The sequence below is a fragment of the Pseudomonas sp. CIP-10 genome, assembly GCF_020911845.1.
Taxonomy (GTDB): Bacteria; Pseudomonadota; Gammaproteobacteria; order Pseudomonadales; family Pseudomonadaceae; genus Aquipseudomonas; species Aquipseudomonas alloputida.
Genome location: NZ_CP087160.1, coordinates 4,752,413 through 4,776,428 on the forward strand (window position 1 = coordinate 4,752,413; position 24,016 = coordinate 4,776,428).

At 64.1% G+C, this 24,016-nt stretch carries 24 protein-coding genes; 15 read left to right on the forward strand and 9 right to left on the reverse strand.

Translation table 11 applies throughout. The features are described from left to right. Positions 1-116: 116 nt before the first annotated feature. From graT to LMH93_RS21460, 6 genes are all read left to right on the forward strand, one after another. Positions 117-395, forward strand: coding sequence for a type II toxin-antitoxin system toxin GraT (gene graT, locus LMH93_RS21435; protein WP_003252277.1), 279 nt, complete (start codon positions 117-119; stop codon positions 393-395). An 8-nt stretch (positions 396-403) separates the two neighbouring features. Beyond that, positions 404-703, forward strand: a complete 300-nt coding sequence (gene graA / locus LMH93_RS21440) for a type II toxin-antitoxin system antitoxin GraA (RefSeq protein ID WP_003252274.1) — start codon at positions 404-406, stop codon at positions 701-703. Positions 704-827: 124 nt separating this feature from the next. Then, positions 828-1,175 carry an ArsC family reductase gene (locus tag LMH93_RS21445; protein ID WP_003252272.1) on the forward strand — a complete coding sequence of 116 codons (348 nt, stop codon included), beginning with the start codon at positions 828-830 and terminating at the stop codon, positions 1,173-1,175. A gap of 31 nt (positions 1,176-1,206) precedes the next feature. Next, positions 1,207-2,241 carry a 2,3,4,5-tetrahydropyridine-2,6-dicarboxylate N-succinyltransferase gene (gene dapD / locus LMH93_RS21450; RefSeq protein WP_003252270.1) on the forward strand — a complete coding sequence of 345 codons (1,035 nt, stop codon included), beginning with the start codon at positions 1,207-1,209 and terminating at the stop codon, positions 2,239-2,241. Positions 2,242-2,322: 81 nt separating this feature from the next. After that, positions 2,323-3,528, forward strand: a complete 1,206-nt coding sequence (locus LMH93_RS21455; RefSeq protein WP_003252268.1) for a cysteine desulfurase — start codon at positions 2,323-2,325, stop codon at positions 3,526-3,528. Beyond that, positions 3,525-3,935: a SufE family protein gene (locus tag LMH93_RS21460; RefSeq protein WP_003252266.1), complete on the forward strand. Its 411-nt coding sequence runs from the start codon at positions 3,525-3,527 to the stop codon at positions 3,933-3,935. Before LMH93_RS21455 ends, LMH93_RS21460 begins: the two co-directional genes overlap by 4 nt. Positions 3,936-4,043: 108 nt before the next feature. Here the strand turns inward: LMH93_RS21460 and tcdA are convergent, their stop codons facing one another. Beyond that, positions 4,044-4,853 (reverse strand): tRNA cyclic N6-threonylcarbamoyladenosine(37) synthase TcdA, encoded by an 810-nt coding sequence (gene tcdA, locus LMH93_RS21465; protein WP_230064573.1) that lies wholly within the window; start codon positions 4,851-4,853, stop codon positions 4,044-4,046. Between the two features lie 119 nt (positions 4,854-4,972). On the opposite strand from tcdA, the gene LMH93_RS21470 reads away from it, so the two are divergent. The 4 genes from LMH93_RS21470 to LMH93_RS21485 all read left to right on the forward strand — a co-directional run bounded on the left by LMH93_RS21470 (position 4,973) and on the right by LMH93_RS21485 (position 10,051). After that, positions 4,973-7,564: a glycosyltransferase gene (locus tag LMH93_RS21470; protein WP_003252262.1), complete on the forward strand. Its 2,592-nt coding sequence runs from the start codon at positions 4,973-4,975 to the stop codon at positions 7,562-7,564. A 128-nt stretch (positions 7,565-7,692) separates the two neighbouring features. Continuing rightward, positions 7,693-8,844, forward strand: a complete 1,152-nt coding sequence (dapE, locus tag LMH93_RS21475; RefSeq protein ID WP_004574734.1) for a succinyl-diaminopimelate desuccinylase — start codon at positions 7,693-7,695, stop codon at positions 8,842-8,844. Beyond that, entirely contained in the window at positions 8,844-9,656 is an 813-nt protein-coding gene (locus LMH93_RS21480; protein ID WP_185280028.1) for a putative RNA methyltransferase, read from the forward strand. Before dapE ends, LMH93_RS21480 begins: the two co-directional genes overlap by 1 nt. Before the next feature lie 17 nt (positions 9,657-9,673). Next, complete coding sequence (locus tag LMH93_RS21485; RefSeq protein ID WP_003252257.1) at positions 9,674-10,051, forward strand: hypothetical protein; 378 nt, start codon at positions 9,674-9,676, stop codon at positions 10,049-10,051. Positions 10,052-10,173: 122 nt separating this feature from the next. On the opposite strand, the gene LMH93_RS21490 is transcribed toward LMH93_RS21485, so the two are convergent. After that, complete coding sequence (locus tag LMH93_RS21490; RefSeq protein ID WP_003252255.1) at positions 10,174-10,383, reverse strand: cold-shock protein; 210 nt, start codon at positions 10,381-10,383, stop codon at positions 10,174-10,176. Between the two features lie 233 nt (positions 10,384-10,616). Between LMH93_RS21490 and plsB the strand changes: the two genes are divergently transcribed. The 3 genes from plsB (at position 10,617) to LMH93_RS21505 (ending at position 14,298) form a co-directional block, all read left to right on the forward strand. Further along, on the forward strand, positions 10,617-13,103 hold the full coding sequence (gene plsB, locus LMH93_RS21495; RefSeq protein ID WP_004574735.1) for a glycerol-3-phosphate 1-O-acyltransferase PlsB: 2,487 nt from the start codon (positions 10,617-10,619) through the stop codon (positions 13,101-13,103). A gap of 76 nt (positions 13,104-13,179) precedes the next feature. Beyond that, positions 13,180-13,578 carry a YbaY family lipoprotein gene (locus LMH93_RS21500; protein ID WP_003252249.1) on the forward strand — a complete coding sequence of 133 codons (399 nt, stop codon included), beginning with the start codon at positions 13,180-13,182 and terminating at the stop codon, positions 13,576-13,578. 33 nt (positions 13,579-13,611) lie between these two features. After that, on the forward strand, positions 13,612-14,298 hold the full coding sequence (locus LMH93_RS21505; RefSeq protein ID WP_003252248.1) for a DUF4197 domain-containing protein: 687 nt from the start codon (positions 13,612-13,614) through the stop codon (positions 14,296-14,298). 312 nt (positions 14,299-14,610) lie between these two features. On the opposite strand, the gene LMH93_RS21510 is transcribed toward LMH93_RS21505, so the two are convergent. Together LMH93_RS21510 and LMH93_RS21515 are read right to left on the reverse strand one after the other, a co-directional pair. Beyond that, positions 14,611-17,676, reverse strand: a complete 3,066-nt coding sequence (locus tag LMH93_RS21510; RefSeq protein WP_230064574.1) for an efflux RND transporter permease subunit — start codon at positions 17,674-17,676, stop codon at positions 14,611-14,613. Positions 17,677-17,682: 6 nt separating this feature from the next. Beyond that, on the reverse strand, positions 17,683-18,783 hold the full coding sequence (locus tag LMH93_RS21515; RefSeq protein ID WP_003252243.1) for an efflux RND transporter periplasmic adaptor subunit: 1,101 nt from the start codon (positions 18,781-18,783) through the stop codon (positions 17,683-17,685). Positions 18,784-19,058: 275 nt separating this feature from the next. On the opposite strand from LMH93_RS21515, the gene LMH93_RS21520 reads away from it, so the two are divergent. Beyond that, positions 19,059-19,700, forward strand: coding sequence for a TetR/AcrR family transcriptional regulator (locus LMH93_RS21520; protein ID WP_102885964.1), 642 nt, complete (start codon positions 19,059-19,061; stop codon positions 19,698-19,700). A gap of 66 nt (positions 19,701-19,766) precedes the next feature. On the opposite strand, the gene LMH93_RS21525 is transcribed toward LMH93_RS21520, so the two are convergent. After that, positions 19,767-20,543 (reverse strand): class I SAM-dependent methyltransferase, encoded by a 777-nt coding sequence (locus LMH93_RS21525; RefSeq protein WP_014592156.1) that lies wholly within the window; start codon positions 20,541-20,543, stop codon positions 19,767-19,769. Positions 20,544-20,647: 104 nt separating this feature from the next. Between LMH93_RS21525 and LMH93_RS21530 the strand changes: the two genes are divergently transcribed. Beyond that, complete coding sequence (locus tag LMH93_RS21530; RefSeq protein ID WP_033725782.1) at positions 20,648-21,268, forward strand: hypothetical protein; 621 nt, start codon at positions 20,648-20,650, stop codon at positions 21,266-21,268. 2 nt (positions 21,269-21,270) lie between these two features. On the opposite strand, the gene LMH93_RS21535 is transcribed toward LMH93_RS21530, so the two are convergent. Genes LMH93_RS21535 through LMH93_RS21550 form a run of 4 tightly spaced genes read right to left on the reverse strand, consistent with a single transcriptional unit; the run spans position 21,271 to position 23,982 of the window. Then, the gene (locus tag LMH93_RS21535) at positions 21,271-21,960 is read right to left on the reverse strand and encodes an extensin-like domain-containing protein (RefSeq protein WP_185280025.1); all 690 of its coding nucleotides are present in this window, start codon (positions 21,958-21,960) and stop codon (positions 21,271-21,273) included. Beyond that, entirely contained in the window at positions 21,960-22,790 is an 831-nt protein-coding gene (locus LMH93_RS21540; protein WP_003252237.1) for an isocitrate lyase/PEP mutase family protein, read from the reverse strand. The genes LMH93_RS21535 and LMH93_RS21540 overlap by 1 nt, the downstream gene beginning before the upstream one ends. Positions 22,791-22,818: 28 nt before the next feature. Further along, the gene (locus LMH93_RS21545) at positions 22,819-23,688 is read right to left on the reverse strand and encodes a DUF72 domain-containing protein (RefSeq protein WP_003252235.1); all 870 of its coding nucleotides are present in this window, start codon (positions 23,686-23,688) and stop codon (positions 22,819-22,821) included. 3 nt (positions 23,689-23,691) lie between these two features. After that, positions 23,692-23,982, reverse strand: coding sequence for a hypothetical protein (locus tag LMH93_RS21550; protein ID WP_230064575.1), 291 nt, complete (start codon positions 23,980-23,982; stop codon positions 23,692-23,694). Positions 23,983-24,016: the final 34 nt, after the last annotated feature.

The window sequence follows — 24,016 nt, forward strand, 5'->3', positions numbered from 1 at the left end:
TGATACCCAGCAGATGTGCCCGGAGCTTGCGAGTCGCGCGCCCGTTATTGAAGACTTGAACTACAGCGATCCCGTCGTATAATCGAAATTAACGAATAACGTTAAGCATTCAGCTCATGATTCAAAGCTTTAGCTGTGCCGACACGGAAGCGCTCTTCACAACGGGAAAGACACGGCGCTGGTCAGATATCAAGTCAGTCGCGGAGCGCAAACTGGCCACGCTCGATGCCGCAACAGAGTTGCGAGACCTTAGGTCGCCACCTGGCAATCGCCTCGAGTCACTGAGCGGCAACCGCGCCGGCCAACACAGTATCCGTGTAAATGACCAATGGCGGTTGTGCTTCTCCTGGACAGAGCACGGGCCAGTTAACGTTGAAATTGTCGATTACCACTGAGGTGCATCATGCTCAAGAACGGTATGCGTCCAATCCATCCGGGTGAAATCCTGCGGGAGGACTTCCAAAAGGAAATGGGCTTCAGCGCCGCGGCTCTGGCCAGGGCGTTGGGTGTAGCAACGCCAACCGTCAACAACATCCTGCGCGAACGGGGCGGTGTTTCCGCCGACATGGCACTGCGTCTGTCCATCTGCTTGGACACCACCCCTGAGTTCTGGCTCAACCTGCAGACGGCCTTCGATCTGCGCACAGCCGAACAGCAACACGGCGATGAGATCATCGGGTCGGTCCAGCGCCTGGTCGCTTGAACACATCCTGATCAATAAACAGGGGCGCCAAGGGCGTGGCGCCGCGAGGATCGTTCCCGCATAATCCCGCGACTGACATCGAAAAACGGAGAGATTGGGGCAACCTGTATCCCCAATGTACACAATGACCTACACGCTCTACGGCATCAAAGCCTGTGACACCATGAAAAAGGCGCGTACCTGGCTCGAAGACAAAGCCATCGCCTACGAATTCCATGATTACAAAACCCAAGGCATCGACCGTGACAGCCTGAACCGCTGGTGCGACGAACACGGCTGGGAAGTCATCCTCAACCGTGCTGGCACCACCTTCCGCAAGCTGGACGACGCCAGCAAGGCAGACCTCGACCAGGCCAAGGCCGTCGAGCTGATGCTGGCCCAGCCGTCGATGATCAAACGCCCGGTGCTCGACCTTGGCGCGCGTACCCTGGTTGGCTTCAAGCCCGACCTGTACGCCGCTGCCCTGGCCTGAGCCCCCACCCTATTTCGCACGAGGTAATCACATGTCCAATACCCTGTTCAGCCTGGCCTTCGGTGTCGGCTCCCAGAACCGCCAGGGCGCCTGGCTGGAAGTGTTCTACGCACAACCGCTGCTCAACCCGAGCGCCGAACTGGTTGCTGCAGTAGCCCCTGTTCTCGGTTACGAAGGTGGCAACCAGGCCATCGCCTTCAGCAACGCCCAGGCCGCACAACTGGCCGAAGCCCTGAAGGGCGTGGACGCTGCCCAGGCCGCCCTGCTGACCCGCCTGGCAGAGAGCCACAAACCGCTGGTCGCCACCCTGCTGGCCGAAGACGCTGCCCTGAGCTCGACCCCAGAGGCCTACCTCAAGCTGCACCTGCTGTCGCACCGCCTGGTCAAGCCGCATGGCGTAAGCCTGGCCGGTATCTTCCCGCTGCTACCGAACGTGGCCTGGACCAACCAGGGCGCGGTCGACCTGGGCGAACTGGCCGAGCTGCAACTGGAAGCACGCCTGAAGGGCGAGCTGCTGGAAGTGTTCTCGGTGGACAAGTTCCCGAAAATGACCGACTACGTGGTCCCGGCCGGCGTGCGTATCGCCGACACCGCCCGTGTGCGCCTGGGCGCCTACATTGGCGAAGGCACCACCATCATGCACGAAGGCTTCGTCAACTTTAACGCGGGTACCGATGGCCCGGGCATGATCGAAGGCCGCGTTTCCGCTGGCGTATTCGTCGGCAAGGGCTCGGACCTGGGCGGCGGCTGCTCGACCATGGGCACCCTGTCCGGTGGCGGCAACATCGTCATCAAAGTCGGCGAGGGCTGCCTGATCGGCGCCAACGCCGGTATCGGTATTCCGTTGGGCGACCGCAACACCGTCGAAGCCGGCCTGTACATCACCGCGGGCACCAAGGTGAACCTGCTGGACGAGAACAACGAACTGGTCAAAGTGGTCAAGGCCCGCGACCTGGCCGGCCAGACCGACCTGCTGTTCCGCCGCAACTCGCTGAACGGCGCGGTAGAGTGCAAGACCCACAAGTCGGCCATCGAGCTGAACGAAGCGCTGCACGCTCACAACTGAGAACCCTGCCGGGTTTGAGGTGTTAAGATCGGGTCTGGCGCCAATGCACCAGACCCGATTTTCATTCCAGGCCTCGCAAACATGTTCCAGCCCTCTCCCTGGCGTGCCGACTTCCCCGCCATCGCCGCCCTGCAACGGCAGCACCAGACCTATCTGGACAGCGCCGCCACCACCCAGAAGCCGCAAGCCCTGCTCGATGCCCTGGGCCATTACTACGGCCATGGCGCAGCCAACGTGCACCGTGCCCAGCATTTGCCGGGTGCGCTGGCGACCCAGGCCTTCGAAACCAGCCGCGACAAGGTCGCCGCCTGGCTCAATGCCGCAGACTCGCGGCAGATCGTGTTCACCCACGGCGCCACCTCGGCACTGAACCTGCTGGCCTATGGCCTGGAGCACCGCCTCGAAGCCGGTGACGAAATTGCCGTCAGTGCCCTGGAGCACCATGCCAACCTGCTGCCCTGGCAACAGCTGGCACACCGGCGCAACCTGCGCCTGGTGGTGCTGCCACTGGACGCCCAGGGTCGTATCGACCAGGACCAGGCACTGCAACTGATCGGCCCGCGCACCCGAGTGCTCGCCGTCAGCCAGCTGTCCAACGTGCTGGGTACCTGGCAACCGCTGCCAGCGCTGCTGGCCCATGCCCGCGCCCAGGGCGCGCTGACGGTGGTCGATGGGGCCCAGGGCGTGGTGCATGGTCGCCAGGACATGCAGCAACTGGGCTGCGACTTCTATGTGTTTTCCAGCCACAAGCTGTACGGTCCGGACGGCGTCGGCGTGCTCTATGGCCGCGCCCAGGCCCTGGAGCTGTTGCGCCACTGGCAGTTCGGTGGCGAGATGGTGCAGCTGGCGGAGTACCACAGCGCCAGCTTCCGTCCCGCGCCCCTGGGCTTCGAAGCAGGTACGCCGCCGATTGCCGGGGTGATCGGCCTGGGTGCAACGCTGGACTACCTGGCCAGCCTCGATGCCCATGCGGTCGCAGCGCATGAAGCCAGCCTGCACCAGCACCTGCTGCGTGGCTTGGGCGACCGCGAGGGCGTGCGGGTGTTGGGCGCACCGCAGACGGCCCTGGCCAGTTTCGTCATCGAGGGCGTGCACAACGCCGATATCGCTCATCTGCTGACTGAACAGGGCATTGCCGTGCGTGCCGGTCACCACTGTGCCATGCCACTGCTGAAGGGGCTGGGGCTGGAGGGCGCGATACGGGTATCGCTGGGTTTGTACAACGACAGCGATGACGTGCAGCGTTTCTTCGACGCGCTGGACCAAGGCCTGGAGCTGTTGCGATGAGCCTGCCGGAACAGGCGCACCAAGCGCTGGAAGCGTTTCAACAGGGCAAAGGCTGGGAACAGCGTGCGCGGCTGTTGATGCAGTGGGGTGACCGCCTGGAGCCGCTGGCAGACGCCGAAAAGACCGAGGCCAACCGGGTGCATGGCTGCGAGAGCCTGGTGTGGCTGGTGGCCGAGCAGATCGAGGGCGTGTGGCGGTTCAAGGCCAGCAGCGATGCCCGCTTGTTGCGTGGGCTGCTGGCGCTGTTGCTGGTGCGGGTGCAGGGACTGGCCAGTGAGGAGCTGGCCGGGATTGATCTGCGCGAGTGGTTTACCCAGCTCGGGCTGGAGCGCCAATTGTCGCCGTCGCGCAGCAATGGGCTGCATGCGGTGTTGCAGCGGATGGCGGAGTTGGCGTCCAACCGCTGAATCGGCGCTGGTTGCTTCGCGGGCCTGCCCGCTCCCACAGGTACGGCATCATGCTTGGAAGAGATGCAATACCTGTAGCGGGCGGGCCCGCGAAGACGCCCACGCGGTCTATTCAGGCTTGACCCGTTCCGACGGCCGGCGCGCTCCAGCCACCAGTTTTTCTATCGCCTTGCTCGCCGCTACCATGCCAAAGGTCGCAGTCACCATCATCACCGCGCCAAAGCCACCCGAGCAGTCCAGCCGCACGCCTTCACCGACAAAGCTTTTCTGCAGGCAAACACTGCCATCACCCTTGGGGTAACGCAGCTGTTCACTGGAGAACACGCACGGCACGCCATAGTTACGGCTGACATTACGCGAGAAGTTGTAGTCGCGGCGCAGGGTGGAACGCACCCGTGAAGCCAACGGGTCGTTGAAGGTCTTGTTCAGGTCGGCGATCTGGATCTGCGTCGGGTCGATCTGCCCACCCGCGCCACCGGTAGTGACAATGGCAATCTTGCGCCGCCGACACCCGGCGATCAGCGCCGCCTTGGCCATGACGCTGTCGATGCAGTCGATCACGCAGTCAAGGTGCTCGGTGATGTACTCGGCCATGGTCTCGCGGGTGACGAAGTCGGCCACCGCATGCACCGTACACCCTGGGTTGATCGCCCGCAGGCGCTCGGCCATGACCTCGACCTTGGGCCGCCCCACCTGCCCTTCCAGCGCATGGGCCTGGCGGTTGGTGTTGCTGACGCAGACATCGTCCAGGTCGAACAGGGTAATCTCGCCCACGCCGCTGCGTGCCAGGGCTTCGGCTACCCACGAGCCCACCCCGCCAATACCGACCACAGCCACATGGGCCTGGCCCAGACGTTGCAGCCCCTGGTCGCCATACAGCCGGGCAACGCCGGCAAAGCGTGGATCTTCTGTGCTCATGTTCATACCCCAAAAAACCGGCGCGCATTATATGCCAGTGAACCCTTGGCCTGCATCGTTAGGAAAGAGACTGCCAACCCTGCTTTAATGTCCTATCACTTCCACATGAATGGACGACGATGTCTTCACGTAAATTCGGCCTGAACCTGGTAGTGGTGCTGGCCATCGCCGCACTGTTCACCGGGTTCTGGGCACTGATCAACCGCCCGGTCTCCGCCCCCGCCTGGCCAGAACAGATCTCTGGCTTTTCGTATTCGCCGTTCCGCCTGGGCGAAAGCCCACAGAAGGGTCAGTACCCCACCGACGACGAAATGCGCCAGGACCTGGAGCAACTGAGCAAACTGACCGACAGCATCCGTATCTATACCGTGGAAGGCACCCAGGCTGACATACCGCGCCTGGCCGAGGAGTTCGGCCTGCGGGTGACGCTGGGGATATGGATCAGCCCGGACCTGGAGCGCAACGAGCGCGAAATTGCCACGGCCATCCAGCTGGCCAACACGTCGCGCAGCGTGGTGCGGGTGGTGGTCGGCAACGAGGCGCTGTTCCGTGAAGAAGTCACACCGGAAAACCTGATCAAATACCTGGACCGGGTACGCGCAGCCGTGAAGGTGCCTGTGACCACCAGTGAACAATGGCACATCTGGAAGGAACATCCTGAGCTGGCCAGGCACGTCGACCTGATTGCCGCGCACATCCTGCCCTACTGGGAGTTCGTGCCGATGAAGGATTCGGTCGAGTTCGTCCTCGACCGCGCCCGTGAACTGAAGCACCAGTTCCCGCGCAAACCCCTGCTGCTGTCGGAGGTCGGCTGGCCGAGCAACGGCCGCATGCGCGGTGGTGCCGATGCCACACAGGCCGACCAGGCCATCTACTTGCGCACCCTGGTCAATACCCTCAACCGCCGTGGCTACAACTACTTTGTCATTGAAGCCTATGACCAACCCTGGAAGGCCAGCGACGAAGGGTCGGTAGGCGCCTACTGGGGCGTCTACAACGCCGAGCGCCAGCAGAAGTTCAACTTCGACGGCCCCGTGGTGGCGATCCCGCAGTGGCGGGCCCTGGCAGTGGCGTCGGTGGTGTTGGCAATGATCGCCCTGATGGTGCTGTTCATCGATGGCTCGGCCCTGCGCCAGCGTGGCCGTACCTTCCTGACGTTCATCACCTTCCTGTGCGGGTCGGTACTGGTGTGGATCGCCTATGACTACAGCCAGCAATACAGCACCTGGTTCAGCCTGACCGTGGGCGTGCTGCTGGCCCTCGGCGCGCTGGGCGTGTTCATCGTGTTGCTCACCGAGGCCCACGAACTGGCCGAGGCGGTCTGGATACACAAGCGCCGCCGCGAATTCCTGCCCGTGCAGGCCGACAGTGCCTACCGGCCCAAGGTGTCGGTGCATGTGCCGTGCTACAACGAACCACCTGAGATGGTAAAACAGACCCTAGACGCCCTGGCCGCCCTGGACTACCCCGACTACGAAGTGCTGGTGATCGACAACAACACCAAGGACCCGGCCGTGTGGGAGCCGCTCAAGGCCCACTGCGAAAAGCTTGGCGAGCGCTTCAAGTTCTTCCACGTCGCGCCGCTGGCCGGCTTCAAGGGTGGCGCGCTGAATTACCTGATCCCGCACACGGCAAAGGACGCCGAAGTGATCGCGGTGATCGACTCGGACTACTGCGTCGACCGCAACTGGCTCAAGCACATGGTGCCGCACTTCGCCGACCCGAAAATTGCCGTGGTGCAGTCACCGCAGGATTACCGTGACCAGCACGAAAGCGCCTTCAAGAAGCTGTGCTACAGCGAATACAAAGGCTTCTTCCACATCGGTATGGTTACCCGCAACGACCGTGACGCGATCATCCAGCACGGCACCATGACCATGACCCGGCGCAGTGTGCTGGAAGAACTGGGCTGGGCCGAGTGGTGCATCTGCGAGGACGCCGAACTGGGCCTACGTGTGTTCGAGAAAGGCCTGTCCGCCGCCTACGCCCACAACAGCTACGGCAAGGGCCTGATGCCCGACACCTTCATCGACTTCAAGAAGCAACGCTTCCGCTGGGCCTACGGCGCCATCCAGATCATCAAGCACCACGCCGGCGCGCTGCTGCGCGGCAAAGGCAGCCAGCTGACCCGCGGCCAGCGCTACCACTTCCTGGCCGGCTGGCTACCGTGGATCGCCGATGGCATGAACATCTTCTTCACCATCGGCGCGCTGTTGTGGTCGGCGGCGATGATCATCGTGCCGCATCGGGTCGATCCGCCCCTGATGATCTTCGCCATCCCGCCGCTGGCGCTGTTCTTCTTCAAGGTCGGCAAGATCATCTTCCTGTACCGCCGAGCGGTGGGGGTGAACCTCAAGGATGCCTTCGCAGCTGCGCTGGCCGGGCTGGCGCTGTCGCACACCATCGCCAAGGCGGTACTGTATGGTTTCTTCACCAGCAGCATGCCGTTCTTCCGCACGCCGAAGAACGCTGACAGCCATGGGTTGCTGGTGGCGATTTCCGAAGCGCGGGAAGAGCTGTTCATCATGTTGCTGCTGTGGGGCGCGGCGTTGGGTATCTACCTGGTGCAGGGGCTGCCGAGTTCGGACATGCGCTTCTGGGTGGCGATGTTGCTGGTGCAGTCGTTGCCTTATGTAGCAGCGCTGGTGATGGCGTTCCTGTCGTCGCTGCCCAAGCCCGCAGAAAAGGCTGCCGAAGCGCAGCAGGCTTGAAGTTGCCTGGGCTGACCTGTGCAGCCCATTCGCGGGCATGCCCGCGAATGGGCCGTGCTGCCCGAAACCATTTGATATAAGATAACGCCCCTCAGATTTCCCCGCCTTGCCTTGCCCCGGAGTCCCCCATGACGGCCCCTGCCGAGCTCTCGCCTACCCTTCAACTGGCCTGCGACCTGATCCGTCGCCCCTCGGTCACCCCCGTCGACGCCGATTGCCAGGCGCAGATGATGAACCGTCTGGGCGCCGTCGGTTTCCAGCTGGAGCCGATGCGCATTGAAGACGTCGACAACTTCTGGGCCACCCACGGCAGCCAGGACGGCCCGGTACTGTGTTTTGCCGGCCACACCGACGTGGTGCCTACCGGCCCGGTCCAGCAATGGCAGCATGAACCCTTCGAGGCACTGATCGACGCCGACGGCATGCTCTGTGGCCGTGGCGCCGCCGACATGAAAGGCAGCCTGGCGTCCATGGTCATCGCCAGCGAGCGCTTCGTGCAGGACTACCCGAACCACCGCGGCAAGGTCGCGTTTCTGATCACCAGCGACGAGGAAGGCCCGGCTCACCACGGCACCAAGGCGGTGGTCGAGCGCCTGAAAGCGCGCAACGAGCGTCTGGACTGGTGCATCGTCGGCGAACCGTCCAGCACCACCTTGCTGGGTGACGTGGTCAAGAACGGTCGCCGTGGTTCGCTGGGCGCCAAGCTGACCATACGCGGCAAACAGGGCCATGTGGCCTACCCGCATCTGGCGCGCAACCCGATCCACCTGGCCGCCCCGGCCCTGGCGGAGCTGGCTGCCGAGCATTGGGACGAAGGCAATGCGTTCTTCCCACCCACCAGCTTCCAGATCTCCAACCTCAATTCCGGCACCGGCGCCACCAACGTGGTCCCGGGCGAGCTGACCGCGCTGTTCAACTTCCGCTTTTCCACCGAGTCCACCGTTGAAGGCTTGCAGGCGCGGGTGTCGGCGATTCTCGACAAGCATGAACTGGACTGGTCGGTCGACTGGGCATTGTCTGGCCTGCCGTTCCTGACCGAACCAGGCGAGCTGCTCGACGCCGTGGCGGCCAGCATCAAGGGCGTCACCGGTCGCGATACCCAGCCCTCCACCAGCGGCGGCACCTCCGATGGTCGCTTCATCGCAACCATGGGCACCCAGGTGGTCGAACTCGGCCCGGTCAACGCCACCATCCACCAGGTTGACGAGCGGATCCTGGCCAGCGACCTCGATCTGCTGACCGAAATCTACTACCAGACCCTGGTCCGGTTGCTCGCCTGATGCTTGCCTGCCCGCTTTGCCAGGCGCCGCTGAGCCGGCTCGACAATGGTGTGGTGTGCCCGGCCGGCCACCGCTTCGACCGGGCCCGCCAGGGTTACCTGAACCTGCTGCCGGTGCAGCACAAGAACAGCCGCGACCCCGGTGACAACCAGGCCATGGTCGAGGCACGCCGCGACTTTCTCGACGCCGGCCATTACGCGCCAGTCGCCCGCCGCCTGGCCGAGCTGGCCGCCGAGCGCCAGCCTGGGGCCTGGCTGGACATCGGCTGCGGCGAGGGTTACTACACCGCACAGATCGCCCAGGCCTTGCCGGCCGCCGACGGCTATGCGCTGGACATCTCCCGCGAAGCGGTCAAGCGCGCCTGCCGCCGAGCACCGGTGGTCACCTGGATGGTCGCCAGCATGGCCCGCGTGCCGCTGACCGACGCCAGTTGCCAGTTCATCGCCAGCGTTTTCAGCCCGCTGGACTGGGCCGAGGCCAAGCGTTTGCTCAGCCCCGGCGGCGGCCTGATGCGGGTCGGCCCGACCAGCGGCCACCTGATGGAACTGCGTGAAGTGCTCTACGATGAAGTACGCCCTTACGCCGACGACAAGCACCTGGCCCTGGTCCCTGAAGGCATGGCCCATGCACACAGCGAAACCCTCGAGTTCCGCCTGAGCCTGGCCGCGCCCAAGGCCCGTGCCGACCTGCTGGCCATGACCCCACACGGCTGGCGTGCCAGCGCCGAAAAACGTGCCCGGGTGATCGACCAGCCCGAGCCGTTCGAGGTCACGGTTTCCATGCGTTATGACTATTTCGTGCGCCAAGACTGAGCACACCCGGAGCCCTTATGCGTCAACCTGATATCGAGATCTACCTGAAGGACGCCGACGTCGACCACAAGCAGATTGCCGAGTGGCTCGCCCAGGCAATCGGCCCGTGCACCGAGTGGAAGCAGAAAGGCCAAACCTTCAAATGCCAGGCCGGTAACATTCCGGTCACTTGGTTACCCAAGGCTGTAGGGAAATGGAACAGCCTGTACCTGGAAAGCGACCAGACGCCGTGGGCCGACGACGTTGCCTGCGCCCGCGCCGCATTTGCCGCGCTGGGTGTGGAAGTGCGCTGCGCGCCGGGTGGCTGGGTCGAGGAAGACGGGGAAGAAGATGCCGACCGCTGGGTCCGCATCAGCGCCGACGGTGAAGAGGAAATTACCTGGCGTACATCATGAAACGGCAGTCTTGCTCGTTTCTGTAGGAGCGGGTTTACCCGCGAACACGGGCTATGCCCGTGGCAGCCACCGTGGTGGCTGCTTCGCGGGCAAGCCCGCTCCTACGGCTTGAAACCAGAGGCTCAGAGGCCCACTACGTCTTCGGCTTGCAGGCCTTTCTGGCCTTGCACGCAGGCGTACTCCACCCGCTGCCCTTCGACCAGGGTACGATGCCCCTCACCGCGAATCGCCCGATAGTGGACGAAGACATCCGCACCACCTTCGCGCTGAATGAAGCCATAACCCTTGGCATCGTTGAACCACTTTACATTCCCAGTCTCACGAGACGACATCTGAACTACTCCGGATTTTTATTGTGAAGATCGCCTTGCAGGCATGAGGTCACCTGCCCCGTGCCAACGCCGCTTGCCGAAATATCCTGCAAGTGGCAGGCCGAGTATATGACACAGAACAAAAAAAATTGATGACGGCGCCGCCGTTGGCCGAATTTTGCTGAACTTACGCCGATACGGCAGACTAAATAGCAGAATACCCACCTGAACATCACACCCAGGGCACACACCCCATGACCCGTTCCCCCCTGCACCGCCTGATCTTCGGCGGCCTGCGTCGCCTGTTGTACCTGTGGGTGCGCTCCGAGACCATCAACCAGTCTTCCATGACCCTCAACCTCGACCGCAGCCGGCCGGTGTTCTATGCGCTGCCCTCACCCGCGCTCACCGACCTGGCCGTGCTCGACCACGAGTGCACCAAGGCGGGGCTACCGCGCCCGGTGCTGCCGGTAGCTGTCGGCCCACTGCAGGAACCCGCCGCGTTCTTCTACCTGACCCCCGACCCGGACTGGCTCGGCCGTCAGGACAAAAGCGGCGCCCCGCCCACCCTCGAGCGCCTGGTGGCTGCCGTCAGCCAGCATGCCGAAGAAGATGCGCAGATCATTCCTGTCAGCGTGTTCTGGGGCCAGACCCCGGCCAGCGAGTCCAGCCCCTGGAAGCTGCTGTTCGCCGACAGCTGGGCGGTAACCGGGCGCCTGCGCCGGCTGCTGACCGTACTGATCCTGGGGCGCAAGACCCGGGTACAGTTCTCCGCGCCAATCCATCTGCGCGAGCTGGTGCAGCACAACAAAGGCCACGAGCGCACCGTGCGCATGGCCCAGCGCCTGATGCGCGTGCACTTTCGCAACCTCAAGACGGCCGTCATCGGCCCGGACATCTCGCACCGACGCACCCTGGTCAAAGGCCTGGTCCATGCCCCGCAAGTGCGCCAGGCGATTGCCGACGAAGCGCAGCGCGAGAACCTTCCGCTGGCCAAAGCCGAGGCCCAGGCACTGCGCTATGGCAACGAGATAGCCTCGGACTACACCTATACCGCCATCCGCTTCCTCGAAGTGGTGCTCAGCTGGTTCTGGAACAAGATCTACGACGGCATCAAGGTCAACCACATCGAACAGGTGCAGGGTATCGCCCCTGGCCATGAAGTGATCTACGTGCCGTGCCACCGCAGCCACATCGACTACCTGCTGCTGTCGTACCTGCTGTTCCGCAACGGCCTCACTCCGCCGCACGTGGCTGCTGGCATCAACCTCAACATGCCGGTGGTGGGTAACCTGTTACGCCGTGGTGGCGCCTTCTTCATGCGCCGCACGTTCAAGGGCAACCCGCTTTACACGGCGGTGTTCAATGAGTACCTGCATACCCTGTACACCAAGGGCTTCCCGGTCGAGTACTTCGTCGAAGGCGGCCGCTCGCGCACCGGGCGCATGTTGCAGCCGCGCACCGGGATGCTGGCCATTACCCTGCGCAGCTTCCTGCGTTCGTCGCGTACGCCAATCGTGTTCGTGCCGGTGTACATCGGCTACGAGCGCGTGCTTGAAGGCCGTACCTACCTGGGCGAACTGCGCGGCGCCAGCAAGAAGAAGGAGTCGGTGCTGGACATCTTCAAGGTGTTCGGCGCACTCAAGCAGCGCTTTGGCCAGGTCTACGTCAACTTCGGCGAACCCATCCGCCTGGCTGGCTTCCTCGACCAGCAGCAGCCCGGCTGGCGTGAACAGGATCACGGTCCGCAGTACCGGCCGGACTGGCTCAACGCCGCCACCGCCCGCCTGGGAGAAACCGTGGCCCGCCACCTCAACGAGGCGGCGGCCATCAACCCGGTCAACCTGGTGGCCCTGGCACTGCTGTCCACCAGCCGCCTTGCCCTGGACGAGCGCGCCCTGACCCGCGTTCTCGACCTGTACCTGGCGCTGCTGCGCCAAGTGCCCTACTCGCCGCACACCACCCTGCCCGAGGGCGACGGCCAGGCACTGATCGAACATGTGCGCAGCATGAACCTGGTGGCCGAGCAGAAGGACGCCCTGGGCCGCATCCTCTACCTGGATGAAGGCAACGCGGTGCTGATGACCTACTACCGCAACAACGTGCTGCACATCTTCGCCCTGCCGGCGCTGCTGGCCAGCTTCTTCCTCAGCAGTTCACGCATGAGCCGTGAACTGCTGGGCCAGTATGTGCACGCGCTTTACCCCTACCTACAGGCCGAACTGTTCCTGCGCTGGACGCCAGAACAGCTGGACGAGGTCATCGACCAATGGCTGGTCGCGCTGGTGGAACAGGGCCTGCTGCGCCAGGACAACGACCTGTACGTGCGCCCGGCGCCCAGCTCGCGGCAGTTCGTGTTGCTGACCCTGCTCGCCCGCACCATCACCCAGACCCTGCAGCGCTTCTACATGGCCACCTCGCTGCTGATCAACAGCGGGCAGAACAGCCTGAGCGCCGAAGCGCTGGAAGACCTGTGCGTGATGATGGCCCAACGCCTGTCGATCCTGCATGGCCTGAACGCACCGGAGTTCTTCGACAAGACGCTGTTCCGCCACTTCATCCAGACCCTGCTCCAGCAAGGGGTGCTGCACGCCGATGCGCAAGGCAAGCTGGGTTATCACGACAAACTCGGCGAGCTGGCCGAGGGCGTGGCCAAGCGAGTGCTGTCGGCCGAGCTGCGCCTGTCGATCCGCCAAGTGGCCCTGCACCGTGACGACGGGTTGGAAACTTCGACCCTCTAACGGTTCATCGGTCGGCAAAATCCGCTAAAGTCCGTGGGGTTGGCCACAAGCCAGCTCCAAGGACACCGGAGATTCCATGAAAAAGCTCTTTATGCTGTGTTGCGCATCCCTGCTTGCAGCCTGCTCCAGCCAAACCCCACCCAACCAGGCCAGCCTGGACGGTGAAGTCTTCTACCTGCAGCGCATTGCCCTGCCGCCTGCCGCCACCCTGAGCGTGGAACTGCAGGATGTGTCGCTGATGGACGCCCCTGCCGTGACCCTGGCGCGCCAGGCCGGCCCGGTCAAAGGCAACGTGCCGCTGCCGTTCCATCTCACCTATGACCCCGCGCAGGTCAAGCCTGGCCACCGCTATGCGGTGAGCGCGCGCATCGAGCTGAATGGCAAGTTGCTGTTCATCAATACCGAACACCACGGTGTCGCGCTTGATGGCAGTGACCCGCAATCGGTACGCATCAAGGTAGATCAGGTTCGCTGATACCCGCACTCATCCGTTTACAAGGAAAGCTTCATGATCCGCACTTCCCTGCGCTTCACCACCCTGTGCGCCGGCCTGCTGCTGTCGGCCAGTGCCCTGGCCCTGTCGCTGGGCGACCTCAGCCAGAAAGACGCCACCGGCGGCCTGAAAGATGCCCTGACCCAAGGTGCGCAGCTGGCCGTCAAGCAACTGAGCACCCCAGGCGGCTTCAGCAACAACCCGGACGTGCGCATCGAGCTGCCAGGCAACCTGGGCAAAGCCGCCAAGGCGATGAAAATGTTCGGCAAGGGTGAACAGGTCGAAGCCCTGGAAACCAGCATGAACAAGGCCGCCGAGGCCGCCGTGCCGCAGGCACAGGCGATTCTGGTGGATGCCGTCAAGAACATGAGCGTGACCGATGCCAAAGGCATCCTCAGCGGCGGTGACGACTCGGCCACCCAGTACCTGAACAAAAGCAGCCGCGAGCAGATCCGCGCCAAGTTCCTGCCAATCGTCAAGCAGGCCACCGACAAGGTTGGCGTGGCCCAGCAGTACAATGCCTTCGCCGCCCAGGCCAAAGGCCTGGGGCTGGTCAAGGATGACGCCAATATCGAGAACTACGTGACCGAGAAGGCGCTGGATGGCTTGTTCGAGATGATCGGCAAACAGGAGCAGAGCATTCGCCAGAACCCGGCAGCTGCGGCTACCAGCCTGGCCAAGAAGGTCTTCGGCGCGCTGTAGGAGCGGGTTCACCCGCGAAAGGGCCGGGCCTGCTGGCCAATTTTCACCAGCCGTTCACCGTTGCTGCCGCTACCGTATTCGCGGGTAAACCCGCTCCTACACTGATCGAAAAGCCTGCGCGGTCCTCTGTAGGAGCGGGTTCACCCGCGAAAGGGCCGGGCCTGCTGGCCAATTTTCACCAGCCGCTCACCGTTGCTGCCGCCACCGTATTCGCGGGTAAACCCGCTCCTACACGGCGGCGGGGTTGGACAAAGGCCGTCGTAGGAGCGGGTTCACCCGCGAAGGGAGGGCCAAGCCCTCCCCCAGCGGTCTTCAGCCCTTCTTCACCCTGAACCAAGCCGCATACAACGCCGGCAGGAACAGCAGTGTTAGCACCGTGGCCACGATCAACCCACCCATGATCGCCACCGCCATCGGTCCATAGAACACACTACGCGACAACGGGATCATGGCCAGCACCGCCGCCAGCGCGGTCAGCACGATCGGCCGGAAGCGCCGCACCGTAGCCTCGATGATCGCCTGCCAGCGCTCCATCCCCGCTGCGATGTCCTGCTCGATCTGATCCACCAGGATCACCGAGTTGCGCATGATCATCCCCGCCAGGGCAATGGTGCCGAGCATGGCGACAAAGCCGAACGGCTGGCGGAACACCAGCAGGAACAGGGTCACACCGATCAGCCCCAGCGGCGCGGTGAGGAACACCATCACCGTGCGCGAGAAACTGCGCAGCTGGATCATCAGCAAGCTCAGGACTACCACGATGAACAGTGGCATGCCGGCATTCACCGATTTCTGCCCCCGTTCGGAGTCCTCCACCGTGCCGCCCACCTCCAGCAGGTAGCCATCGGGCAGCTTGGCGCGGATGTCCTGCAGGGTCGGCAGAATCTGCTTCACCAGCGTCGCCGGCTGCTCCTGGTCGTAGATATCGGCACGCACGGTCACCGTCGGCAAGCGGTTGCGGTGCCAGATAATGCCTTCTTCAAAGCCGTACTCCAGGGTTGCCACCTGCGACAACGCCACGCTCTGGCCATTGTCGGTGGGCAACGCCAGGCTACCCAGGTTGCCCAGCTCGCTGCGTTCCTGCCGGGTGCCGCGCAGCAGGATCTCGATCAGTTCGTTGTCCTCGCGGTACTGGCTGACCGTGGTACCGATCAGCGAGCTTTGCAGGAAGCTCGCCAGGTGCGAAGTGCTCACGCCCAGCGCACGGGCGCGGTCCTGGTCGATTTCGAGGAACACCGCCTTGCTGGGTTCCTCCCAGTCCAGGTGCACGTTCACCACATGCGGGTTCTCGCGCACCTTGTCCGCCACTTCACGGGCCAGTGCACGGGCCTTCTCGATATGCTCGCCAGTGACCCGGAACTGCACCGGGTAGCCCACGGGTGGGCCGTTTTCCAGGCGCGTGACCCGGGCGCGCAGGTCGGGGAACTGCTGGTCCACCGTGCTGATCAGCCAACTGCGCAGGCGTTCGCGGTCTTCCATCGACTTGGCCAGCACCACGAACTGGGCAAAGCTGGCTGCCGGCAGTTGCTGGTCCAGCGGCAGGTAGAAGCGCGGCGAGCCGGTGCCCACATAGGCCACGTAGTTGTCGATACCGTCCTGCTGCTTGAGCAGCGCCTCCAGCTGCTTGACCCGCTCGGCGGTATTGGCCAGCGAGGCGCCTTCGGCTAGCTTCAGGTCAACCATCAGCTCCGGGCGCCCGGAAGCCGGGAAGAACTGCTGGGGCACGAAGCGGAACAGCAGGAGGCTGCCGACAAAAGCGGCAACGGTCAGCAGGATTACCGTCTTGCGCCGCCGTACGCACCACTCCACCAGCCGTCGCACGCGCTGGTAGAACGGGGTGGCGTAGGGGTCGGGCGCATGGCCGTCCTTGCCATGGCGCGCGGCATGCAGCTTGGCCAGGTCGGGTAGCAGGCGCTCGCCCAGGTAAGGCACAAACACCACGGCCGCCACCCAAGAGGTCAGCAAAGCGATGGTGACCACCTGGAAGATCGACCGGGTATATTCGCCGGTGCTGGAGGCCGCGGTGGCAATCGGCAGAAAGCCTGCTGCCGTGATCAGCGTCCCGGTGAGCATCGGGAAGGCCGTACTCGTCCAGGCATAGCTGGCTGCCTTGAGGCGGTCATAGCCCTGCTCCATCTTGATCGCCATCATCTCCACGGCAATGATCGCGTCGTCCACCAGCAAGCCCAAGGCCAGCACCAGCGCGCCAAGGGAAATCTTGTGCAGGCCGATGCCGAAGTAGTGCATGGCGGCAAAGGTCATGGCCAACACCAGCGGAATGGCCAGCGCCACCACCAGGCCAGTGCGCAGGCCCAGCGAGAAGAAGCTCACCAGCAGCACAATGACCAACGCCTCGACCAGCACCTGCACGAATTCGCCCACGCCGGCCTTGACCGCCGCCGGTTGATCCGAAACCTTGCGCAGCGCCATGCCGGCAGGCAGGTTATGCGCCAGGCGCTCGAACTCGCCTTCCAAGGCCTTGCCCAGTACCAGGATGTCGCCACCGTCTTTCATCGACACCGCCAGGCCAATGGCATCCTCGCCCATGAAGCGCATGCGCGGTGCAGGTGGGTCGTTGAAGCCACGGTGCACCTCGGCGACATCACCAATCCGGAAGGTGCGATCCCCCACGCGAATGGGGAACTGGCGGATCTGCTCGACACTGTCGAAACGCCCGCTCACGCGCAGTTGCAAGCGCTCGCTGGGCGTCTCGAAGAAACCGGCGGTGCTCACCGCGTTCTGTTCTTGCAACGCCTTCTGCACGGCTTCCAGGGGCACGCCGAGGGTGGCCAGCTTGAGGTTGGACAGCTCAATCCAGACTTTCTCGTCCTGCAGGCCGATCAGCTCGACCTTGCCCACATCCTTGACCCGCTGCAGCTGGATCTGGATACGGTCGGCGTAGTCCTTGAGCACCCCATAGTCAAAGCCTTCGCCAGTCAGCGCATAGATATTGCCGAAGGTGGTGCCGAACTCGTCGTTGAAGAACGGGCCCTGGATCTCCGGCGGCAAGGTGTGGCGAATGTCCGCAACCTTCTTGCGGATCTGGTACCACAACGCGGGGATGTCCTTGGAGTGCAGCGAGTCACGGGCCATGAAAGTAACCTGCGATTCGCCGGGGCGAGAGAACGAGACGATTCTCTCGTACTCACCGGTTTCCATCAGCTTCTTTTCGATGCGCTCGGTCACCTGTCGCGACACTTCTTCAGCGCTGGCGCCTGGCCACAGGGTGCGGATGACCATGGCCTTGAAGGTGAATGGCGGATCCTCGCTCTGGCCAAGCTTGGTGTACGACATGGCGCCAATGACGGCCAGCAGGATCATCAGGAACAGGACGATCTGGCGGTTGCGCAGCGCCCAGGCAGAAAGGTTGAAACCCATCGGGACTTACTCCTTGGCCGTCAGGTTCACTACACGGTTGCTGCGGTCCACGGGGCGTACCTCCTGGCCCTCGCGCAGTACATGGCCACCAGCGGCAACCACCCAGTCACCCGGGTCCAGGCCTTCGAGCACCGGCACGCTGTCGCTGCCATAAGCCCCCAGGCGCACGGTCGCCCGCTCCAGGCGGCTTTCCTTGTTCACCCGCCAGACATAGGCCTGACCGTTTTCCGCAGTCACGGCCGACAGCGGTACCGCCAGCGGGATCAGCCCGTCCTTGGCGATGAACACCCGGGCGCTCTGGCCCAGCTCGGCCGGTACGGCGGCCGTGGTAAAGGCGATGCGCGCCGCGAACGTGCGCGAGCGCGGGTCGGCGGCCGGTGACAGCTCGCGAATGCGCCCCTGAAAACGCGCCTGCGGGTTAGACCACAGCTCCACGCTCACCGGTTGGCCCACAGCGAAGCGGGCGAACTGCTGCTCCGGCAGGCCGATGGCCACTTCTCGCTCGCCATCGGCGGCAAGGGTAAACACGGTCTGCCCGGCGGCGACCACCTGGCCCACTTCAACCTGGCGCTTGGCAATCACCCCGGCCTGCGGCGCACGCAATACGGCATATTCGGCCTGGTTGCCCGCCACCTCGAACTCGGCCTTGGCCTGCTTCAGACGGGCAAGGCCGGCGCGGTAGAGGTTTTCGGCGTTGTCGAACTGGGAGTGGCTGACCATCTGCCGTTCCAGCAGCTTCTGGTAGCGGTCGCGCTCGGCGCGCACCAATGCCAGGTTGGCCTCGGCAGCCGCCAGCTGGGCGCGATTGGCTTCAAGTTGCAGGCGCACGTCCTGCGGGTCCAGCTCGGCCAGCGGCTGGTCGGCCTTGACCCGCTGCCCCTCCTCCACCAGTCGCTTGCTGACCTTGCCGCCAATGCGGAAGGCCAGCTCCGGCTCGAAGCGCGCGCGCACTTCGCCGGGGTAACTGTCGGCAGCGGCTTCGGCAGGCTGTGGCTGCACCACCAGCGCCGGGCGCGGCGCGGCGGGTGGGGCGGCTTCCTGACCACACGCCGCCAGAAGCAGGGCAGCGGCGGCGGGCAGAGCGATGGACAAGGCATGGCGCAACATGATGAATCCTTTCGCGGAGTGCACATTTAATATTTGTACTGGCTGGTATATTAAATCAGCGCAACGATGCCGGGAAGGGTATGCGCGGGTTTTTCGAGGGTGCGGTTTGAGCCCATTACCCCCCGCGTTTCGCGCCTGGGTGCGCAGTGGGTGGTCAACGGCACCTTCGCAACGACATTCTTGTCAATCAACTGTCCACTGGCAGACAGCAGATAATGCAGCCTGGCTTTAGCCGGATGGCGCGTGACCCGTTAAGATGGTGAACCTTCAACCAGATGCAGACCACAATGTCCAACGACGCACCCATCGGCCCGGGCCGGCCCAAGGACCTGGCCAAGCGCGAGGCGATTCTCGAAGCGGCCAAGGCGCTGTTCCTCAGCCTTGGCTACGCCAACACCAGCATGGATGCGGTCGCTGCGGCGGCAGGTGTTTCAAAGCTTACCGTGTACAGCCACTTCACCGACAAGCAGACCCTGTTCTGCTCGGCGGTCATGGCCACCTGCCAGATCCAGTTGCCTGACCTGCTGTTCGAGTATCCCGAGGGGGTGCCGGTGGAAGACGTGCTGCTGACCATTGCCCGCAACTTCCAGGCGCTTATCAGCAGTGACGAAGCGGTCAAGCTCAGCCGCCTGATCATGGCCCAGGGCAGCCTGGACCCGAGTTTTGGCGAGTACTTCTACGAAGCCGGGCCCAAGCGCGTGCTCGCAGGCATGGAAGCGCTACTGCGCGGGGCACATGAGCGCGGACTGCTGCGCATCGACAACCCGCTGCGCGCTGCGGAGCACTTCTTCTGCCTGGTCAAAGGGGCACCGGATTACCGGTTGCTGCTGGGTTGCGCGGGGCCGCTGGAAGGCAATGAAGCCGAGGCGCATGTGCGCGAGGTGGTGGGGGTGTTCTTGAGGGCATTCAAACCCTGATATCTGGATGTCTTTGCAGGCCTCTTCGCGGGCTTACCCGCGAAGAGGCCTGGGCAGATACAGACGTCAGGCTTTCAACGCCTTCTTCGGATAGATGTCATACCGGCTCGACTTGCCTTCCAGGCTATGACTGGGCTTCGGCCCATCGATGATCGGTGCCTTGCGCGGGCGCTTCACCACCACACGGTGGCTGGCCAGCGCCAGGGCGGCTTCGAGCAGGGCCGGGGCATCCAGGTCATCGCCCACCAAGGGCCGGAACACGCGCATTTCCTTTTTCACCAGGGCGCTCTTGTCCCGGTGCGGGAACATCGGGTCGAGGTAGATCACCTGCGGCGCCTCCCCTTCCCAGGCGCGCATGCGCTCGATGGCGTTGCCGGTCAGCAGGCGCATGCGCCCGACAATCGGGCCCACCTCTTCATCCGCCCGCGCCCGCGCCAGGCCGTCCTCCAGCAGCGCGGCAATCAGCGGCTGGCGCTCGATCAGGGTCATCTGGCAGCCAAGGCTGGCCAGCACGAACGCGTCCTTGCCCAGCCCCGCCGTGGCATCCAGCACCTGCGGCCGGATACCTTGGGCAATGCCCACAGCCTTGGCGATCATCTGCCCGTTGCCACCGCCAAACTGGCGGCGATGCGCAGCCTGGCCTTCGACGAAGTCCACACGCACCGGCCCAGGCGCCTGCGGGCCCAGTTGCTGAATCTGCAAGCCGTCGGCGCCCACCTGCACCGCGAAGGCGGCGGTATCGTCCTGCAGCGGCAGGCCCAGGCGTTCAGCCCACGCCCTGGCCTGTTGCGCATACTCAGCTGCCATTGCCTCGACCCTGATACCCGTGCCTTGCTCTTCCATCGTTCACACCCGAAAAATCAAACCAAGCCCTTAATGAATCGGCAGCCACGGCCGATACAGGCAATATCCCGCTATTCTGCCAGAGCACAGCGCGCACGACTGCCATGTCAGATACTCTTCCCATCGGCTTGACCTATTTGTCGCCTGTCGGCAACTACAGTCAGCACAACACCCAGGCACTCGGGGGCGTCAGCCACCTGTGGCAGGATTTCTTTGCCCGGGCGATGGCCGAGCAGCAGGAAGAGCCCGTAGACGGCGTCAGCCAGTCGTTCGTGCAGTACGACCAGGACAGCGGTGAACCCATCGGCGGCGCCCGTGCACTGGCCTTGATCGACGCCCAACGCGCCTGCCCGGTGCACGACACCATCGTGGCGCCGCCCGAACCGTTGTTTCTGCCCAAGGCCGAACTTGAAGCCAAGCTGCTGCCGCCCGCCCCCGAGCCGTTCAGCGCCATGGAACTGATCGAGCAACAGCGCCAGCTCGACATCAACAACAGCTGGCTGCGCCCGGTGGTGATGAGCCAGGGTCAGCCGATCGCCGAACCCGGCCCTGGCCCCACGCCGCGGTCGCTGTTCCTGCCCATCGCCGAGCTGGAACGCAACCTGCTGGACCCGGCCCCGGAACCGTTCGACGACCCCACACTGGCCAAGCAGCAGAATGACCTGGCGTTCGACATCCACTGGGCGCGCCCTGTGGTGCTGAACAACGTGCGCGCTCACGCCTGAGGCTAGCGGCACACCTGCCAGCGCCCCATGTCCAGGTGAAAGTGATTGTGGTGAGCCGCGTTGTAGTCCGGCCCCAACACCGTGCTGAAGCTCTCGCAAGCCGCCCGCTGCACCCGACGCAGGAATTCGGCCTTCTGCCCACCCGCCTGCCAGTCACGCGCCAGCACGATCCGCTGGCCGTCCTGAAGGCGGAAACCGCTGATGTCCAGGGCATTGGCCGTAGCGTGCTGGCTCAAACGGCCCTGCTTGCGGTGGTAGACGTTGCGGCAGGCAAAGCTACCCAGGTGATCGACCTGCGTCACCGGTTGCCCAAACACTTCCTGCGCCGCCGGCTGCAAGCCATGGTTTTCGAACAGTGCATAGGCCACCGCCATTGGGCAACTGGCTAGAAAGCTGCTGCTCAGCCGCGCCTGGCCCCCCTCGATGCGCCATACGTTCTGCAGCGGGCAGTTGGCCGACGCCGGGCTGTCGGCTTGTGCCCGGTAACGCAGGTGGCTGGTTTCCAGCGCCTGCTGGCACAGCGCTGGGTCATCGCGCAGGCGCGACAGTTTGTAGGGGGTCAGCAGGTTGGGCGGCTGGCGTACGTCCAGCGGCGCCCAGGGGTTCCATGTGAGAGGCAGGCGCCAGCCGAAGTGCCAGGCCAGGCCGGCCACCGTCAGCAGGCTGGCCAGTAGCGCCAGCAATGCCCTCATCAGCGGCGGAACAGGTCGTTCAGTTGGGCAAACGGCATGGCCTGCTCACCGTAGCCGAACGTGCCCTCACCGCGAATTTCCTGCGCGGCCCGGTAGAAGGCCCCGAGCGCAGCACGGGCCAGCGACGAACCAACGCTGACGCGGCGCACGCCCAGGTCCTGCAACTGGTTGACGCTCAGCGGCACGCCCGCCATGCCCATCAGCACATTCACAGGGCGCGGTGCGACTGCCTGCACCACGGCACGGATTTCCTCCACGGTGCGCAGCCCGGGGGCGTAGAGCACGTCGGCACCGGCTTCGGCATAGGCTTGCAGGCGCAGGATGGTGTCGTCGAGGTCCATGCGCCCGTGCAGCAGGTTTTCTGCACGGGCGCACAAGGTGAACGGGAATGGCAGGCTTCGCGCAGCCTGTACGGCAGCGCGCACGCGCTCCACAGCCAGCCCGAAGTCATAGATGGGCGCATCACTGCGGCCACTGGCATCTTCGATGGAACCGCCCACCAGGCCAATTTCGGCGGCACGCAGAATGGTCTGGGCACAGTCTTCGGGCAAGTCGCCAAAGCCGTTTTCCAGATCGGCGGCCACCGGTAGCGCGGTGGCATCGACGATCTCGCCGGCATTGTCCAGCGTATCGTCCAGGCTCAAGGCGCCTTCGGCGTCCGGCCGGCCAAGGCTGAAGGCCAGGCCTGCACTGGTGGTAGCCAGCGCCTCGAAACCCAGGCTGGCGAGCAACTTGGCGGAGCCGGCATCCCACGGGTTGGGGATGACGAACGCGCCGTCGCGCGCGTGTAACGCCTTGAAGGCCTCAGCTCGCAGGGTTTGCACATCCATGGTTCAACCTCCGGCAGTCAGGGAAAGGTCAGAGTAGCCCCAATTGTTCGACCTCAGGGGCGCGCGGCAATTCCGGCAAAGGTGCCAGGCCCGGCAGGCGTGCCATCAGGCGCTGATGGAAACGCTGGGCCAGCGCCGCAGCCAGGCGATTGTCCGAGGTGTGCAGGAAGATATAGGGATTGCGGCCTTCTTCGATCCAGGCGGCGACTTTTTCTACCCAAGGGCTGAGGAAGGTGTGGTTGGCCTCCAGTTCCGGATGGCCGATGAAGCGAACCTGAGGGTGCTGGCTGAAGGCTGCCGGACGCGGTGGCACCCTGGGCTTCTTCGACTGCGCATGCAGCACGGCAGGGTCGCGCGAGGTGCAACTGAACAGCGCGCGCGGGTCGAGGCAGATACGCTCCACACCGCGTTCGTGCAGCAGGCGGTTGAGCAGGCGTTCTTCCTCACCCTTGGCAAAAAAGGCCTGGTTGCGCACTTCCACAGCCACGGGCACGGCAATCTGATCGAGGAAGTGACAAAGCTCACCCAGCCGCGCCGGGCCGAACTGGGCCGGCAACTGCAGCCAGTAGGGTGATACGCGCTGGCCCAGCGGGGCCATCAGCCGGGTGAAATCGAAGGCAGGCTCAAGCTGGTCACGCAGGTCGCCCTCATGGCTGACATCCCGCGGAAACTTGGCAGTGAAGCGAAAGTGCTCTGGCATGACCTGCGCCCAGCGGGCAATGGTGCCGGGAGCGGGACGTGCGTAGAACGTGGTGTTGCCTTCGACGGCGTTGAATACCTGGCTGTAGAAGCCAAGCATTTGATTACTGTTGGCGTCAGCGGGGTACAGGTAGTCGCGCCAGGCGTTTTCGCTCCACGACGGGCAACCGAGAAAGTAAGGCAGTGGTAGGGGATTCATCCATCAAATGTACAGGTCGAGCCCCATTACTTCCATGTCCCAGTCAGTAAAGCCTGCAGTGCTCAGGTAGCTGGCCAGTGCGGTGGCGGTGCGGCGGTCACGGGCGCGAGGGAAAACCATGTCCTGCTGGCGGGCTGGCAGGCCACCACCAGGGCGGCGGGCGGTGGCTTCCTGCGGGGCGGCTTCTGCCTCCTCGATCACCTCGGCGTCGTCGATGGCCTCGTCACGCACCGCTGCTTTGCGCGAGAGGCGCTTGAGCGGGTAGGACTGCGATGAGAAACCGTCGATACGCATGGCATGAGCACTCAGGACCAATGATGGCAATTTA

Excerpts from the sequence above, each read along its gene's own strand:
- LMH93_RS21505 (WP_003252248.1), top strand. The coding sequence starts at position 13,612 with ATGATCCGCACTTCCCTGCGCTTCACCACCCTGTGCGCCGGCCTGCTG.
- LMH93_RS21540 (WP_003252237.1), bottom strand. The coding sequence starts at position 22,790 with ATGGATGTGCAAACCCTGCGAGCTGAGGCCTTCAAGGCGTTACACGCG.
- LMH93_RS21520 (WP_102885964.1), top strand. The coding sequence starts at position 19,059 with ATGCAGACCACAATGTCCAACGACGCACCCATCGGCCCGGGCCGGCCC.
- dapD (WP_003252270.1), top strand. The coding sequence starts at position 1,207 with ATGTCCAATACCCTGTTCAGCCTGGCCTTCGGTGTCGGCTCCCAGAAC.
- LMH93_RS21510 (WP_230064574.1), bottom strand. The coding sequence starts at position 17,676 with ATGGGTTTCAACCTTTCTGCCTGGGCGCTGCGCAACCGCCAGATCGTC.
- LMH93_RS21480 (WP_185280028.1), top strand. The coding sequence starts at position 8,844 with ATGCTTGCCTGCCCGCTTTGCCAGGCGCCGCTGAGCCGGCTCGACAAT.
- graA (WP_003252274.1), top strand. The coding sequence starts at position 404 with ATGCTCAAGAACGGTATGCGTCCAATCCATCCGGGTGAAATCCTGCGG.
- LMH93_RS21490 (WP_003252255.1), bottom strand. The coding sequence starts at position 10,383 with ATGTCGTCTCGTGAGACTGGGAATGTAAAGTGGTTCAACGATGCCAAG.
- LMH93_RS21525 (WP_014592156.1), bottom strand. The coding sequence starts at position 20,543 with ATGGAAGAGCAAGGCACGGGTATCAGGGTCGAGGCAATGGCAGCTGAG.
- LMH93_RS21445 (WP_003252272.1), top strand. The coding sequence starts at position 828 with ATGACCTACACGCTCTACGGCATCAAAGCCTGTGACACCATGAAAAAG.
- LMH93_RS21515 (WP_003252243.1), bottom strand. The coding sequence starts at position 18,783 with ATGTTGCGCCATGCCTTGTCCATCGCTCTGCCCGCCGCCGCTGCCCTG.
- LMH93_RS21500 (WP_003252249.1), top strand. The coding sequence starts at position 13,180 with ATGAAAAAGCTCTTTATGCTGTGTTGCGCATCCCTGCTTGCAGCCTGC.
- dapE (WP_004574734.1), top strand. The coding sequence starts at position 7,693 with ATGACGGCCCCTGCCGAGCTCTCGCCTACCCTTCAACTGGCCTGCGAC.
- LMH93_RS21535 (WP_185280025.1), bottom strand. The coding sequence starts at position 21,960 with ATGAGGGCATTGCTGGCGCTACTGGCCAGCCTGCTGACGGTGGCCGGC.
- plsB (WP_004574735.1), top strand. The coding sequence starts at position 10,617 with ATGACCCGTTCCCCCCTGCACCGCCTGATCTTCGGCGGCCTGCGTCGC.
- graT (WP_003252277.1), top strand. The coding sequence starts at position 117 with ATGATTCAAAGCTTTAGCTGTGCCGACACGGAAGCGCTCTTCACAACG.
- tcdA (WP_230064573.1), bottom strand. The coding sequence starts at position 4,853 with ATGAGCACAGAAGATCCACGCTTTGCCGGCGTTGCCCGGCTGTATGGC.
- LMH93_RS21550 (WP_230064575.1), bottom strand. The coding sequence starts at position 23,982 with ATGCGTATCGACGGTTTCTCATCGCAGTCCTACCCGCTCAAGCGCCTC.
- LMH93_RS21530 (WP_033725782.1), top strand. The coding sequence starts at position 20,648 with ATGTCAGATACTCTTCCCATCGGCTTGACCTATTTGTCGCCTGTCGGC.
- LMH93_RS21545 (WP_003252235.1), bottom strand. The coding sequence starts at position 23,688 with ATGAATCCCCTACCACTGCCTTACTTTCTCGGTTGCCCGTCGTGGAGC.
- LMH93_RS21460 (WP_003252266.1), top strand. The coding sequence starts at position 3,525 with ATGAGCCTGCCGGAACAGGCGCACCAAGCGCTGGAAGCGTTTCAACAG.
- LMH93_RS21455 (WP_003252268.1), top strand. The coding sequence starts at position 2,323 with ATGTTCCAGCCCTCTCCCTGGCGTGCCGACTTCCCCGCCATCGCCGCC.
- LMH93_RS21470 (WP_003252262.1), top strand. The coding sequence starts at position 4,973 with ATGTCTTCACGTAAATTCGGCCTGAACCTGGTAGTGGTGCTGGCCATC.
- LMH93_RS21485 (WP_003252257.1), top strand. The coding sequence starts at position 9,674 with ATGCGTCAACCTGATATCGAGATCTACCTGAAGGACGCCGACGTCGAC.